Here is a 15,882-nt window from a genome sequence, read left to right on the forward strand (position 1 = left end):
TCGATCCGAAAGGCCTCATCGCGATGAGCACGCCCGCCCTGGACCGCACCGCGGTCACCGACGCCCCCATCCTCGACGTCCTCGCCGAGCGCTGGAGCACCCGCATCTTCGACGCCACCGCAGCCATCGACGAGGACGCCCTCGCCAGCGCGCTCGAGGCCGCCCGCTGGGCGCCGACCGCCGCGAACACCCAGCCCTGGCGCGCGATCGTCGCCCGCCGCGGCTCTGAGGCGCACGCCAAGGTGCTCAGCAGCCTGATGGGCTTCAACAGCGCCTGGGCCGGCGACGCCGCCCTGCTCGTCGTGTTCGTGGCCGAGACCACGCGCGACGACCAGCCCATGCCGTGGGCGCTCTACGACACCGGCCAGGCCGCCGCGCACTTCACCGTGCAGGCGCACGCCAACGGCCTGTCCACCCACCAGATGGGCGGCTTCGACCGCGACGCGATCTCGGCCGGCTTCGGGCTGGGCGCGGAGTTCACCCCGATCTCGGTCATGGCCGTCGGCGAGCTCGGCGACATCCGCACCGCCAGCGAGGAGATGCAGCAGCGCGAGAACGCGCCCCGCGAGCGCCGCCCGATCGGCGAGACCGTCATCGTCAACGACTGATCACCGGATCCGAACGCCCTCTCCCACGCGGAGGGGGCGTTCGTCGTTCCGGGCCGCACCGAATCGACGGAGAACAGGCGAATCGCCCCGGAACAGGCGGATCCGGAGATATCCACCTCATCTCGGTCGACCAACCCGATCTCGGTCGCCGCAGATCCGGGGGGCACCCACCCGCACCACCGCGCGGGCTGCAGGCGCAGACGTCAGCGTCTGCGGGGGCGCTCCGAGGCGAGCGCGTCGGCGGCGCGGATCAGGGAGAGGTGCGAGAACGCCTGCGGGGTGTTGCCGGCATGTCGGTGGCCGACCGGGTCGTACTCCTCGCTGAGCATGCCGACGTCGTTGCGCAGCGCGCACAGCCGGTCCATCAGCTCCTGCGCCTCGGTCCGCCGGCCCGTCGCGGCGTACTGTTCGACGAGCCAGAACGAGCACGCGAGGAAGGTGTGCTCGCCCCCGGGCAGGCCGTCGACCCCGGTCCCGCTGCGGTACCGGTTCACGAGCCCGTCGTGGATCAGGGTCTGCTCGATGCGCTCGACGGTCGCGAGCATCCGGGGATCGTCGGGCGCGCAGAAGCCGGTGCGCGGAATGAGCAGCAGAGAGGCGTCGACCTCGTCCGTGGCGCGGTGCTGGACGAACCAGCCGTGGTGCACGCCGAGCTCGTCGATCTCGCTCCGCAGCCGGTCGCGCACCTGCCGCCAGCGTTCGACGGGTCCGCTGGCGGCCTCCTCCTCGACCGCGCGCACCCCGCGATCGAACGCGGCCCAGAGCATCACCCGCGAGTGCGTGAAGAACTGCGGATCCCCACGGATCTCCCACATGCCGTTGTCGGGCCGGTCCAGCAGCTCCTCGACGTGCCCCAGCAGCAGCCGCTGCAGCGACCACGACCGCGCGGACTCCGCGAGCCCCGCCCGGCGCGCCGCGGCGAGCGTCACCATCACCTCGCCGATCACGTCGGCCTGGTACTGGCGGGCGGCGTCGTTGCCGACCCGCACGGGCACGGATCCGCCGTAGCCCGGCAGCGAGGGCATCACGCGTTCGATCAGCTCACGCTCGCCCGCGAGCCCGTACATGATCTGCACGTCGGCGGGATCCCCGGCGACCGCACGCACGAGCCAGTCCCGCCACGCGCGGGCCTCGTCGGCGAGCCCGTGCGCGAGCAGGGCCTCGAGCGTCAGCGCGGCGTCGCGCAACCACACGTAGCGGTAGTCCCAGTTGCGCACCCCGCCGAAGTCCTCCGGCAGCGAGGTGGTCGCCGCCGCCGCGATGCCCCCGGTGTCGCGGTTCGTGAGCGCCCGCAGGATCAGCAGCGAGCGCCGCACCGCGTCCTGATGGGGGCCGGCGTGCGCGATGCCGGACGCCCAGTCCCGCCACCAGGCCGCCGTGCGGCGCAGCGAGTCGTCGACGTCGAACCGCTCCGGCGTGCGGCGGTACGACGGGAACCAGGTGAGCACGAGGTCGACGGTGTCGCCCTTCGCCACGGTGATCTCGCCCGTGTGGCTGTGCCCGGCGGGCCGCAGCGCCGCCCCGCGGACCACGACCGCATCGGGCCCCGCCGTCGCCGTGATCTCCGGAGCCGGCGCGGTGCCGGTCTGGTGGATCCACGGCATGGCCCGGGCGTAGTCGAAGCGGATCCGCAGCTCCTGCACGAACCGCACCGTGCCGCGGATCCCCGAGACGCGGCGCACCACGTCGGTGCGCTCCCCCGGCGCGGTCTCCGCCATGCCCGGCGAGTCCTGCTCGGACCGGTCCGGCGCGGGCCGATCCGGCGCGGGCACATCCTGCGCTCCGGGCTCGGGCGCGGGCTGCCCGGTGCCCGGCCGGTAGGGCCCGCTCGGGACGATCGGCATCCACTCCCGCACCTCGGCGACGCCGCCGGCCGTCTCCCAGCGCGTGACCAGACAGAACGTGTCCTCGTCGTAGCGGCGGGTCGCGGTCGCCTCGGGGTCGTCCGGGCGAAGGCTCCAGTGCCCCTGCTCCCGCCCGCCGAGCAGAGCGCCGAACAGCGAGGCGGAATCCAGCCGCGGCGCGCAGAGCCAGTCCACGCTGCCGGCGCGCGACACGAGCGCCGCCGTGCGGCCGTCGCTCAGCAGCGCGTAGTCCTCGATCGGAGCGTTGTGCACCTCTGCAGTCTCGCACCGTCCGCGCCGTTCCGAACCCTTCGACAGGCTCAGGATCCCTAATCGGCAGCTCGTCAAGATCCGGGACGGATCCTCATTCGGAACGTATCGTGGGCGCATGACCACCCCCACGACGCTGCTCATCCTCGGCGCTTCCGGCGACCTCACCTCGCGCCTGCTCCTGCCCGCGATCGCCCAGCTGCTGCGCCGGCAGCCCGACCGCGCGCTCGTGCTGCGGGGCGCCGGATCCGACGACTGGTCCGACGAGCGCTGGCAGGAGGCGGTGCGCACCGCGTTCGCCACGGTCGACGCCGAGGACCAGCTGGCCCGGGTCTCCGGCACCACCTACACGAAGGCCGACGTCACCGACAAGGACGCCCTGGCCGGGCTCATCTCCGGCGTCGAGGGATCCCTCGTCATCTACTTCGCGCTTCCCCCTGCGGTCACCGAGGCGGCGTGCGAGGAGCTCGTCGACATCCCGCTGCCGGCCGGCACCGTGCTGGCGCTGGAGAAGCCCTTCGGCAGCGACGAGAAGAGCGCGGCCGCGCTGAACGCCCTCGTCACGCGGATCGTGCCGGAGAACCAGGTGTTCCGCGTCGACCACTTCCTCGGCCGGTCGACGATCCTCAACATCATGGGCGTGCGGTTCGCGAACCGCCTCGTGGAGCCGGTGTGGTCGGCCGATCACGTGGAGTCGGTGCTGGTGCGCTACGACGAGGCGCTCGCGCTGGAGAACCGGGCGCGCTATTACGACAAGGCGGGCGCGCTGGTCGACATGATCCAGAGCCACCTGCTGCAGGTGCTCGCGATCCTCGCGATGGAGCAGCCCGCGGATCTGGACGAGATCGATCTGCGCGACGCGATGGCGGCGGCGCTCCGCGCCACCCGGATCGTCGACGGGGACCCTGTGCGCTCCACCCGCCGCGCCCGGTACACGGCCGGCGCGATCGGCGACCGGTCGATCCCCTCGTACACCGACGAGCAGGGCGTCGACCCCTCTCGCGGCACCGAGACGCTCGCGGAGATCACCTGCGAGGTCGACACCGCGCGCTGGGCGGGCGTCCCGTTCACCCTGCGCAGCGGCAAGGCGCTCGGCGAGCGCTGCGCGGAGATCGTAGTCACGTTCCGGCCGGTGCGGCACATCCCCGGCGGACTCACCGGGCGCCCGAACGACGGCGGCGTGCTGCGCTTCTCCCTCGGTCCCGACCGGATCGAGCTCGAGCTGAACGTGAACGGCGGCGACGACCCGTTCGCCCTGCGCCGCGACGTGCTGTCCACCGAGCTCGGCAAGGGCACCCTGCTCGCCTACACCGAGGTGCTCAGCGAGATCCTGGACGGCGACGTGGCGCTCTCGGTGCGCGGCGACGCCGCGGAGCAGTGCTGGCGCATCATCCAGCCCGCCCTGGACGCCTGGAAGTCGGGCGCCGTGCCGATGGACGAGTACGCGGCCGGATCGCGCGGACCGGAGGACTGGGCCACCTCCTGCGTTCCGCACACTGCGTCCTGAGCGAGAGCGCACCGACGTCCTTCGTCTCGCTGCGCTCGCTCAGGAACCAGTCGCGCGCCGGTTCCTGAGCGAGGAGCGCAGCGACGAGACGAAGGACGCCTCGTCGGCAACACCTGTCAGGCGTGGCGGGCGAGCAGGCGCCGCGCGGCCGCGCTGTGCTCGGCGATGAGCTGCGGCACGTCCAGTCCCACGATCTGCCCGTCGAGCACGCGCCAGACGCCGCCCACCATGACCCGGTCGGCGCGCTCGGCCCCGCACAGCAGCAGCGCGGCCACCGGGTCGTGGCTCCCGGAGAACCGCAGCTCGTCGAGCGTGAACATCGCGAGGTCGGCCTGCTTGCCCGGGGCGAGCACGCCGATGTCGCTGCGGCCCAGCGCCCGCGCCGAGCCCTGGGTCGCCCAGTCCAGCGCCCGCTCCGGCGTCACCGCCGCGGCGCCGTAGCGGAGGCGCTGCAGGTACAGCGCCTGGCGCACCTCCATCATCATGTTGGAGCCGTCGTTCGACGCGGATCCGTCCACGCCCAGCCCGACCGCGACACCGGCCGCCTCGAGCTCGACGGCCCGCGCGACGCCGGAAGCGAGACGCATGTTCGAGGTCGCACAGTGCGAGACGGCGGTGCCGGCCGCGCCGAGGCGGGCGATCTCGGCGTCGTCGAAGTGGATCCCGTGCGCGAGCCAGGTGCGATCCCCCAGCCAGCCGACGCTGTCGAGGTAGTCCACGGTGCGCAGCCCGAACCGCTCCCGGCAGAAGTCCTCCTCGTCGATGGTCTCCGCGAGGTGGGTGTGCATCCGCACGTCGAGACGCTCGGCGAGCGCCGCGGTGTCGCGCATCACCCCCGTGGTGACGGAGAACGGCGAGCACGGTGCGAGGCCGATCTGCACGAAGGCGCCCTCGCCGCGCTCGTGATACGCGCCGACGAGGCGCTCGCTGTCGGCGAGGATGACGTCGGCGTCCTGCACGGTGCTCTGCGGCGGCAGCCCTCCGTCCTTCTCCCCCAGCGACATGGATCCGCGCGTCAGCGTCGCCCGCATGCCGAGCCGGCGGACGACGTCGACCTGCACGTCGATGCCGTCCTCGAGGCCGTCCGGGAAGAGGTAGTGGTGGTCGGCCGCCGTGGTGCAGCCGCTCAGCAGCAGCTCGGCGAGCGCGGCCGTGGTCGCGAGCTCGAGGTCGCGCGGGGTGAGCCCCGCCCAGACCCCGTACAGCCCCTTCAACCACGTGAACAGCTCGGCGCTGACCACGGGCGTCCAGGCCCGGGTGAGGGTCTGGTAGAAGTGGTGGTGCGTGTTGACCAGACCCGGGATGATCACGTGCCGTGACGCATCGACGGTCTCGTCGACGGGAGCGGAGGGAGCGCCTCCGGCGGGCACCGCCTCGAGGATGCGCGATCCCGTGACGACGAGGCCGCCCCGGGCGTCGGCGCTGTCGCCGGTGTGGATCCCGAGCGGGTTCTTCAGCCAGAGGGTGCGGGTGGGTGCGGACATTGTGCGGCTCCTTCACGGGAAGCGCGGAGCCGGATGGCCCCGCGGGGGCCAGCTCAGTGTTGACCTGTCTGCTGATCCAGGTGCCCCCGCGGGGTGGGCGTCAGTGCGCCGGATGCTCCACCGGGACCTCGTTGCCGTCGCGGTCGACGATCTTGCCGTCGACGATCGAGTCGCCGTCCTCGAAGGCGTCCAGGTAGGCGACCGGGATGCTGCGCGTCGGCGCGGAGACGAACGCGTTCTTGCGCTTGGCGCTGCCGAGGTGGTTGAACAGCAGGTTCAGCAGGATCGCGGTGACCGCGGCCGAGCTGATGCCCGAGTGGAAGATCGTGATGAACCAGGCCGGCATCTGCGTGTAGATCGACGGCACCGCGATCGGGAGCATTCCCACGGCCAGCGACGTCGCGACGATCACGAGGTTCATGTTGTCCTTGTACTCGACACGGGCCAGCGTGCGGATGCCCGACGCCGCGACCGAACCGAACAGCACGAGGCCGGCGCCGCCGAGGACGGGCGAGGGGATCGCGCCGACCACGCGGCCGAGCACGGGCAGCAGGCCGAGGATGACGAGCACGCCACCGCCGGCGGTGACCACGAAGCGGCTCTTCACGCCGGTGATCGCGACCAGGCCGACGTTCTGGGCGAACGCGGACTGCGTGAACGTGCCGAACACCGGCGCCACGGCGCTGGAGAGCATGTCGGCGCGGAGGCCCGCGGCGATGCGCTTGGAGTCGACCTTCGTGCCCACGATCTCGCTCACGGCGAGGATGTCGGCGGTGGTCTCGGTCAGCGTCACCAGGATGACGATGAACATCGAGATGATGCCGGCGATCTCGAACGTCGGCAGGCCGAACCCGAAGATCTGCGGAAGGGCGAAGATCGGGCCGTTGCCGACCTTGCTGAAGTCGGCCTTGCCCATGAAGACCGCGACGATGGTGCCGAGCGCGATCGACAGCAGGATCGCGAGGCGCGAGATCGCGCCCACGGGGATCTTGCTGAGGATCAGCACGATCACGAGAGTGATGCCGGCGAGCAGGAGGTTGTCGGCGGGCGCACCCTTCGCGGCCCCGCCCTCGCCGGTGCCGACGATCCAGCCCGCGGCCACGGGCAGCAGGCTGAGTCCGATCGTGGTGATCACGGTTCCCGTCACGACCGGCGGGAAGAACCGGATCACGGTGGCGAACACCGGGGCGATCAGCAGGCCGATCACCGACGCCGCGATCACGGATCCGAACACCGCCGGCAGCCCGCCGCCGTTCGTGACGATGGCGCCCATGGTCGCCACGCCGGCGAACGAGACGCCCTGCACGAGGGGGAGCTGGGATCCGAAGAACGGGACGCCCACGGTCTGCAGGATCGTGGCCAGACCGCCCATGAACAGGCAGGCGGCGATGAGCACGCCGATCTCGCCGGGCTTGAGGCCGGCGATCTGCCCGATGATGAGCGGCGGAGCGATGATCCCGCCGTACATCGTCAGCACGTGCTGGATGCCGTAGCCGATGGTCGCGCCGATCGGCAGTCGCTCGTCCTCGGGACGGGCGACCTCCTTCTTCTGCTTGGTAGTCACTTCGACCTCTTCGTCGTGGGGCAGCGCACCGGGTGAGCCGAGCGCCGGCCGGCATGCAGCGCCTGTGCGGCGATACGGCGCGGGCGCTCCGTCCGTCGCGACGTGCGGGACGGACTGCTGTGGGTCCAGGTGCGTCTCCGGCTCTGGAGACTCCCTCAGGCTACGGCGGCACCCCCGCGCGAGTCAAGAACTTTTTCCGAATCTCGGATCGTGATTTCCATTATCCGGATATTGTTGCGCGGATCGCCTCGGCGCCGGAACACGCGAAAGGGGCCCGGATCAGGGATATCCGGGCCCCTTTCGTCCTTCGTCTCGCTGCGCTCGCTCAGGAACCGATGCCGACGTCAGTCGTCCAGCAGCTCGGCCTCGATCACCTCGTCAGGATCCGCCGGCGGCGCCACCGGATCCGCGGGCCCCTCGCTGGTGAGCACGAGCCCGGATCCGTCCGCCGCGACGTCCACCCGCACGATGTCGCCGTCGCGCACGCGGCCGCTGAGCAGCGCGGTGGCGAGCTTGTTCTGCACCTCGGTCTGGATGAGGCGGCGCAGGGGCCGCGCGCCGAACACCGGGTCGTAGCCGCGCTCGGCGAGCCACGACCGCGCATCCGGGGTGACGCCGAGCGTGAGCCGGCGATCGTGCAGGCGGCGCTGCAACTGGTCCACCGCGAGCTCCACGATCTGCGCCAGATCGTCCTCGGTGAGGGCCGCGAACATCACGATGTCGTCGAGCCGGTTCAGGAACTCCGGGCGGAAGGACTGCCGCACGAGCGCCATCACCGCCTCGCGCTTGTCCTCGGGCGACATCACCGGGTCGATGAGGATCGGGGATCCGATGTTGCTGGTGAGGATGAGGATCACGTTCGAGAAGTCGACGGTGCGACCCTGGCCGTCGGTCAGGCGGCCGTCGTCGAGCACCTGCAGCAGCACGTCGAACACCTCGGGGTGCGCCTTCTCGATCTCGTCGAGCAGCACGACGCTGTACGGGCGCCGGCGCACCGCCTCGGTGAGCTGACCGCCCTGCTCGTAGCCGATGTACCCCGGAGGGGCGCCGACGAGGCGCGAGACGGTGTGCTTCTCGCCGTACTCCGACATGTCGATGCGCACCATGGCGTGCTCGTCGTCGAAGAGGAACTCCGCGAGCGCCTTGGCGAGCTCGGTCTTGCCGACGCCGGTGGGGCCGAGGAAGAGGAACGAGCCGGTGGGGCGACCCGGGTCGCTGATTCCGGCCCGGGACCGGCGGACGGCGTCGGAGACGGCGCGCACGGCGTCCTTCTGGCCGATCAGGCGCTTGCCGAGCTCGCTCTCCAGGTGCAGCAGCTTCTCGGTCTCGCCCTGCATGAGCCGGCCCACGGGGATCCCGGTCCAGGCGGCGATGACGGCGGCGATGTCCTCGTCGGTGACCTGCTCGTTGACCATCCGGCCCTGCTGGGCGTCGACGGTGGCCTCGGCCTGCTCGGCTTCGGCGATGTCGCGCTCCAGGCGCTTGATGGTCTCGTACTCCAGCTTGGAGGCGCGCGCGTAGTCGGCCTGGCGCATGGCCAGGTCGCGCTGCGTGATGGCGTCGTCGAGCTGCTTCTTGAGCTCGCCGACGCGGTTCAGCCCCTGCCGCTCGCGGGCCCAGCGGGCCTCGAGGTCGGCGAGCTCCTTCTCCATGTCGGCGAGCTGCTCGCGCAGGTGCCCGAGACGCTCCTTCGACGCCGGATCCTTCTCCTTCTTCAGGGCGAGCTCTTCGATCTTCATGCGGTCGACCTGGCGCTTGAGCTGGTCGACCTCGACCGGGCTGGAGTCGATCTCCATCTTGAGCCGCGACATCGACTCGTCGATCAGGTCGATCGCCTTGTCCGGCAGCTGACGGCTGGGGATGTAGCGGTTCGAGAGCGCCGCCGCCGCGACCAGCGCGTTGTCGGAGATGGTCACCCCGTGGTGCGCCTCGTAGCGGCCCTTCAGGCCGCGCAGGATGGCGATGGTGTCCTCGACGGACGGCTCGCCGACGTAGACCTGCTGGAAGCGGCGCTCGAGGGCGGCGTCCTTCTCGATGAACTCGCGATACTCGTTGAGCGTGGTGGCGCCGATGAGGCGCAGCTCGCCGCGGGCCAGCATGGGCTTGAGCATGTTGGAGGCGGCGACGGATCCTTCGCCCCCACCCGCGCCCATGAGCACGTGCAGCTCGTCGATGAAGGTGATGATGCGGCCGTCCGACTCGGTGATCTCCTTGAGCACGCTCTTCAGGCGCTCCTCGAACTGGCCGCGGTACATGGCGCCGGCCACGAGTGCGGAGATGTCCAGGGCGACGAGCTCCTTGTCCTTCAGCGACTCGGCCACGTCCCCCGCGACGATCCGCTGAGCCAGCCCCTCGACGACGGCGGTCTTGCCGACGCCCGGCTCGCCGATGAGCACCGGGTTGTTCTTGGTGCGGCGGGTGAGCACCTGGCTCACGCGACGGATCTCCGTGTCGCGTCCGATCACCGGGTCGAGCTTGCCCTGCCGGGCGCGGTCCGTGAGATTGATGCCGAACTGCTCGAGCGCCGATTGCTGCTCGTCCTGCTGTGCCGTCTGAGGGGTGGCCATTCGTCCTCCTGAAGTCTCCTTGCGTGTGATGCGGAAGAGTCGGATCCGGTCCGCCCTTCAAAGTTGAGTTGATTCGACTCAAGTTTAGCGGATCGGCCGCCGGTGGACAAGAGGCAACGGCGGCGACCACGCGAAGGGCTTGCCTGGCGGAGCCGAGTGGATCCCGCACGCGCACCGTCGTTGGCGCCGCGGCGTCGATGACGCTCGGCCGCTTCCCCCACGGCGCCGGGCGGACCGGGTCAGGTGGACCGCGTCGGGCGCGGGCCGTGCAAAGCAGGGTGCCGAAGCGATCTCGCCGCCTCGGCACCCTGTGCGTCCCCCGACGCTCGTCGCCCTCAGACGCTCATTGCGAGTCGAAACTGATCTCGGGCTCCCCGCCCTGCCACGAGATCTCGCCGCTGAGCGTGAACGCTGTGCGCCGCGGTGGCGGCGTGTACGACGCGTGGGAGTTCGACTGCGTGACGATCTCCGCCTGCTCGCTCTCGAATCGATCCGCCGACAGCGAAGCCAGTCCGCTCGGCTGGGTCGCCACGGAGAGCGCGGCGAGGTCGGTGTTGCGCACGGCGGCCGGGCACATGTCATCCATGTTCGTCGGAACGCCTGCGCACGCCGAGACGCGGTCCTTCACGGCGGCAAGCACCTTGTCCACGAGGGCGGACGTGGGCGTGAGGTCGAACGTCACGTCCAAGGTCTGACCGCGTTCGGGGACCACAGTGATCTTCTCGCTGCGCTCCTCGAAGTAGGCGCTCTTCGTGACGTGAAAGGTGTACACGCCCGGATAGATCCACTGCTTGCCCACGGAGACCTGCTGCGACCCCACGGTGATGGTGCCCGGACCGGCGATCGTGGTCTGGACCGGCAGGGCGAGGCCGTCGCGCAACGCCCAGTTGTCGAGCACGAGCAGATCGTTCGACTCTTTGCGCAGCGTGAAGCGGTGGGTGGATCCCTTCCCGTCGAGCGAGAGCACGGCGTCGACGGTGGCGCTCGAATCGTCTTGACGGATCAGGGTCACGTCGCCGACGGAGATGCGCGCGTCCGCGGCGCCCAGGACCTCATCCGTGAGCAGCTTCCGAGACGCCTCCGGCACCCCCGGATCGGCCAGCTGATTCGCGGTGCTCGCATCCCCTGAGGCCACCGCATCGAGGTAGGTCTTCACGGCGGCGACGGCTGACCGCGGCCCGGAGTCGAGCACCTTCGCTGCGATGAGGCCACCCCCGATCGCCAGCAGCAGACAGCCGGTCACGACGATGAGGGCGATGAGACCCTTGCGTGGGCGTCGCGGCTCGGACACGTCGCCCGCGGCCGGTGACGATGATGCCGCTGCGGGTGAGAGAACCTCTTCGAACAATGGGGTCGCTGCCGCGGAGACCTGCTGCGGTCTCGGCGCCGTGTGCGACGTCCAGCTGGCGCCGTCCCAGTAGCGGATCGACCCCGCATCCAGGGGATCCGGATACCAATCGGCGCGCTGAGCTTCCGCGCCTGCCGCGTCACTCACCGCCGCTCCCTCCGAAGAGGTCGTCGAGCCGCCCGTCCGCCGCGTACTTCGCGTAGGCGCGGATCGACAGGACGCCCTGCTGCGAGATCGTCGCGAGCGGGTTGACAAGCCAGCCTCCGTTCTCCTGCGTGGCGACGACATGGAACTCGGTGATGTCGAGCTTGGCGAGGGTCGGCACGCTCGAGAGGCAGAACGGGTTGCCGCCCGACCACGTCACCGAGACGCAGTCCTTCGTGATCATGAGCGTCTGGGAGTTGTCGTTCGACGCGAACGTCGCGGTGATCCTCCGGGGGATGAGGATCGTGGATCCGTCAGCCTCGGTGCGGTCGACGTCTGTCGTGATCGTCGCGTGCGCATTGCGCTGCAATGCGGACTGCTCCCAGCCGTTGGTGATCTGTGGCCCGTAGACGGAGAGCAGCCGGCGCTCGGGCAGCGGGAGCGCCTGTGCGAGCGGCTTCCAATCCCCCTGCTCGTCCATCGCCTTCACACCGTCGGCGATCCCCTTGAGCGCAGCCTCGGGGGTGTCGAAATGAGCCGCCTCAACGATTCGATCACCCAGAGCGGGGATACTGTCCGGGGATCCGCCGAACGCGGAGCGGCTGCGAAAAGTGCGGTTGTAGAAGTCCGTCGCGGTCAGCAGCGGGCTCACATACCATCCGCCCTCATCGACAGCCACCACACGGAGCGGGTTGAACCCGCCATCGGCCTTCTGCTTCTGCACGAAGTCCTTGGCCTCCCAGGTGATCGGAAAGGTCGTGCGCAGCTGGTTGGAGATCTCCGCCTTCTGCTGCTCGATCTCCGAGGCGGAGGATCCGCGAGCGGACGTCGGCTCGATAGCGACCTCGAAGTCAACGAACGCGGATGCGAACGCCTTCGGGTCGCCGTCGATCCGCACCGTGCCGCTCTGCAGTTCGACCACGGAAACTCCGTCGGCGATGCGCTCGCTCACGAAGGTGAAGTCCTTGACGGTGATCTTCGCCGCATCGCGCATCCGGGTGACGGCGTCCGCTGCTCCGGGCGCGTCCTTTTGGGTACCCGGGATCTTCGCCGCTTCATCCAGCATCGGGCGCAGGTACTGGGTCTCGCTCGGTGCGAACGCGGTGGCGAGCGAGAGCAGGTCGCCGCCGAGCGCTCCGTCGACGAGCTTCTGCGCCGCCGCTTCCGGCGAGGGCGCTCCCCCAGTGAGGGTCTTCACAACCGCGAACGCCCCGCCGGCAAGGGCAAGGACGGCCACACCGGCGATGATGCCGATGATCGCCGGGCGGCGGAGCTTGCGGCGCGCAGGTGCGGCGCTCGACGTCGCCGGGTCGCCCGCCGCAGGAATCACAGGGGCTGGCGCAGCCGAAGCGCCCCCGCCCGCCAGAACGGCCGGCAGATTCGGTGCTGCCTGTGCTGTGGGAGACGCCGCAGGCACCGCCTGCGGCTGGGCCGGCGGGGCCAGCCTGGTCAGCACCGCAGCACGAGCGGCGGGCTCTCCGTGCTGCCCGATCCACGCGAGCATCTCCGGATACGCCTGCGGGTGCAACGCGATCATCGCACCGAGGTCGGGCCGTGTGCTCAGCAGTTCGGCCAGCCGCGCCGGTGGCGTCGTCGGGTCCGCTGCCTCACGAGCCGCGTCGTCGATCGTGGTCATGTCAGATCTCTCCGCCTCTCCCGGTTGCTGGCCCGGGGTCGTTCTGACCCCGATCTCACCGCACCCGCGCACCCCGCGCGATGGGCAATATCCCCCATCGCGCAAAGCACCGTGGCCGAGAAGGATGAGCGGAGGAGGGCCGCATGCTGGACGATCTCGAAGCTGCACGCCGGGCTCTGGCGTATCCCGGAACCGATCCGACCACGCTCGCGCACATCACGCAGGCGTTCCCTCAACTCGGGCCGACTGCGGCCGCACACCCGAACGCCTACCCGGAGCTCGTCACCTGGGTCGAACAGTACTCGGATGCACTCGCTCGGCAACGCGAGCAGGCCGCACTCCTCGAGGCCGCTCCCCCGGTCGCCGGATCCGCGGTCGGGGACGCACCGCGGCCGTCGACGGTCCCCGGAAGCCTCGCGTCCACCGACGCTCCCGCGCGGACCCTGACCGCCCGCGACGCGCCCCGTCGACGGCTGCTCGTCCCGGTCCTCGCCGGCGTCGCCGCCCTCCTCCTCGTCACCGCGGGGATCACCACCACGGCTGCGGTGATCCAGGCGAACCGCGCACCCGACGCGACGCACAGCACGGCCGATTCCGCGGATCGCGCAGCGGATCCGGTCGCCGGCTCCGGGTCCCGGTCCGGCTCGTCGACGTCCGGTGGGTCGGCCGCGACCGGTTCTGGCGGAGTGAGCTCCAGTCCTGGAGCGGGGTCGACCTCGGGCGCAAGCGAGGCACCCGTGGCCGCGAAGGGCGGCGGGCAAGCACCGGTGGTGCTGATCCTGGACGCTTCGGGATCCATGGTCCGCGAGACCAGACCGGGTCGCACGCGGATGGACGACGCGCGCGACGCGCTGCTCAAGGTGGTCGAAGATCTTCCCGACGACTCCCAGGTGGCACTGCTCGTTTTCGGCACCGGCACGGGCAACAGCGACGCCGAGCAGGCCGCGGGGTGCACCGACGTCAAGACCGTCACCCCGCTGGGTACGCTCGATCGCAAGGCACTGGGCGGCAGCATCAAGGCGGTGAAGCCATCGGGATACACCCCGATCGGCCCGGCGCTGCGTACGGCCGCCCGGATGCTGCCGGAGCACGCCGCCGGTACGATCGTGCTGGTCTCCGACGGCGTGGACACCTGCTCCCCGCCGCCCGCATGCGAGGTCGCGTCCGAACTGCACGGGGCGAACGACGCGCTCACCATCCATGCCGTCGGTTTCGGCGTCGACAAGGACGAGCAGGCCAAGCAGCAACTCGATTGCATCGGCAAGGTCGGCGGCGGCAGCTACCTGCCCGCCAGCAGCGTCGACCAGCTGAGCTCGCGCATCACCGCCGCCGTGAAAGGCACCGACACCGCGAAGACCATCTCTGCGGACGGCTTCCACGACGTCCGGCTGGGCATGACCGAGGACGAGGTGCGTGCCCGAAGCGGTTCGTACAAGGTCACCGGCAAGAAGACCGTTGACGGCGTCGAGATCGTGTACGTCGACTGCGGCTGGGGCACGGTCGAGTTCCGCGGCGGGCTCGTGTACGCGATCCGCCCCGCTGCCGATACCCCCACGCTGGACGGGCTGGCCGTCGGCGGAGCGGTCGACAGGGCCGTGGAGATCTACGGCGCCCCCGTCGCGAAGGGCAAGGACGACCTGGGATCCTACGAGGTGTACGCGGTCTCGACGGGCAGCCCCTACGGCTATGCGGTGTACGGCAGCGGCACCATCAAGCGGATCGTGCTGTGCCGTTGCACCGGCATCAGCACCGCCGCGTCATTGGCCGACTGGGACATCACCTTTGCGGGTGTCGGGCCGCTCCGTCTGGGAATGACGACGAAGGAGATGCTCGCGGCACTGCCCGGATCCGTCGCGGCAGACGATTCCGCGCCCTCCGGGGCAGTGCAGACCGGCACCGGACAGCCATTGCCGACCATGCAGCCGCTGCCCGGTGTGCCCGACCTGCGCGTCCGATGGTTCCAGGGACGGATCGTCTCGATCCTCCTCGGGACGGATCAGGACTGGTCAGCGGGATCCGATGATCTGAGTGCCGCGGGCGCGAAGCTCCCGAACCTGCGCGGGATCCGCCTCGGCGACACCGGCGCGACCGTGCGCAACATCATCCCTCAAGGCACGAACTTCCGGATCCTCGCCGCCGGGATCAGCAACTACACGATCGCCACCCGTGGCGGAGCAACGCTCACCATGGTCGGCGCAGGCGCCCCGCTGCAGAACCCCGACGGCCCCGACAGCAGCCTGGTGCGCGGCTTCGAGCTCACCGATTCCACGAAGGTGCAGTATCCCTGGGGCGACCCGGTTTCGTCCGCAAGCCCGATCCCGGCGCCCGTCACCCCGGCACCGAAGTCGGGCGTGAGCATCACGTCCGACTACGCGAAGCAGCTGCTGATCCCGGCCGGATCCTGCGGCTCGGGAAAGGACGTGGGCTGGAACCAGTCCCTGCCGATCCAACTGCAGGACGGCAGCGGAGAGGCATTCCCGCCCGGCGATGGAAGTGGAGGTGCCAGCATCCTCGGCGCCCGGCTGGTCGGAGGCGTCGACCTGACTGGCGACGGTGTCGATGACGCCGTCCTGGTGATCCAGTGCAGCGGAACGCCCAAGGCGCAATGCTGCGCAGGGCGTGCCTCGATCCTGGATGCGGTGATCGCACTGGACGTGAGCGGGCCGGAACCGAAGAGGATCGGAGACCCGATCTTCGGAGGATCCTTCGCCACGGCATCCGGGGCGCAGGGGCTCTTCATCAACGACGAGCAGGACCCCGTCCAGCTCGACGGGCACGACATCATCACCCACGAAGTGCCGATCTACGACGACGAAATGAGCCCCGCCGATGTCGCTGCAGCGACCGGGTGGTTCCGGCACACGCTGAGCAACGGCCAGTGGACACGGAGGGCGAAGTAGCCCGTGCGCC

9 protein-coding genes are annotated in these 15,882 nt (G+C 70.4%); 3 read left to right on the forward strand and 6 right to left on the reverse strand.

What is annotated here, in order from left to right:
• Window positions 1-23 precede the first annotated feature (23 nt).
• Complete coding sequence (locus tag ACYQ1L_RS18055) at window positions 24-608, forward strand: nitroreductase family protein (RefSeq protein WP_460005386.1); 585 nt, start codon at window positions 24-26, stop codon at window positions 606-608.
• 203 nt (window positions 609-811) lie between these two features.
• Here the strand turns inward: ACYQ1L_RS18055 and ACYQ1L_RS18060 are convergent, their stop codons facing one another.
• Complete coding sequence (locus ACYQ1L_RS18060) at window positions 812-2,725, reverse strand: glycoside hydrolase family 15 protein (RefSeq protein ID WP_460005387.1); 1,914 nt, start codon at window positions 2,723-2,725, stop codon at window positions 812-814.
• Window positions 2,726-2,840: 115 nt separating this feature from the next.
• On the opposite strand from ACYQ1L_RS18060, the gene ACYQ1L_RS18065 reads away from it, so the two are divergent.
• A complete protein-coding gene (locus tag ACYQ1L_RS18065) occupies window positions 2,841-4,229 on the forward strand; it encodes a glucose-6-phosphate dehydrogenase (protein ID WP_460005388.1) in 1,389 nt (462 codons plus the stop codon).
• Between the two features lie 116 nt (window positions 4,230-4,345).
• On the opposite strand, the gene ACYQ1L_RS18070 is transcribed toward ACYQ1L_RS18065, so the two are convergent.
• The 5 genes from ACYQ1L_RS18070 to ACYQ1L_RS18090 all read right to left on the reverse strand — a co-directional run bounded on the left by ACYQ1L_RS18070 (window position 4,346) and on the right by ACYQ1L_RS18090 (window position 12,972).
• Window positions 4,346-5,713: an 8-oxoguanine deaminase gene (locus ACYQ1L_RS18070; RefSeq protein ID WP_460005389.1), complete on the reverse strand. Its 1,368-nt coding sequence runs from the start codon at window positions 5,711-5,713 to the stop codon at window positions 4,346-4,348.
• A gap of 100 nt (window positions 5,714-5,813) precedes the next feature.
• A complete protein-coding gene (locus ACYQ1L_RS18075) occupies window positions 5,814-7,277 on the reverse strand; it encodes a nucleobase:cation symporter-2 family protein (protein WP_460005390.1) in 1,464 nt (487 codons plus the stop codon).
• A 344-nt stretch (window positions 7,278-7,621) separates the two neighbouring features.
• Complete coding sequence (locus tag ACYQ1L_RS18080) at window positions 7,622-9,844, reverse strand: ATP-dependent Clp protease ATP-binding subunit (protein WP_460005391.1); 2,223 nt, start codon at window positions 9,842-9,844, stop codon at window positions 7,622-7,624.
• A 343-nt stretch (window positions 9,845-10,187) separates the two neighbouring features.
• Window positions 10,188-11,339, reverse strand: coding sequence for a DUF2510 domain-containing protein (locus ACYQ1L_RS18085; protein ID WP_460005392.1), 1,152 nt, complete (start codon window positions 11,337-11,339; stop codon window positions 10,188-10,190).
• Window positions 11,332-12,972: a variant leucine-rich repeat-containing protein gene (locus ACYQ1L_RS18090; protein ID WP_460005393.1), complete on the reverse strand. Its 1,641-nt coding sequence runs from the start codon at window positions 12,970-12,972 to the stop codon at window positions 11,332-11,334. The genes ACYQ1L_RS18085 and ACYQ1L_RS18090 overlap by 8 nt, the downstream gene beginning before the upstream one ends.
• A 143-nt stretch (window positions 12,973-13,115) precedes the next feature.
• Here ACYQ1L_RS18090 and ACYQ1L_RS18095 point away from each other — a divergent pair, with 143 nt between their 5' ends.
• Complete coding sequence (locus tag ACYQ1L_RS18095) at window positions 13,116-15,872, forward strand: VWA domain-containing protein (RefSeq protein ID WP_460005394.1); 2,757 nt, start codon at window positions 13,116-13,118, stop codon at window positions 15,870-15,872.
• The last annotated feature ends 10 nt before the right edge of the window (window positions 15,873-15,882 follow it).

Source organism: Microbacterium xylanilyticum (assembly GCF_054654695.1).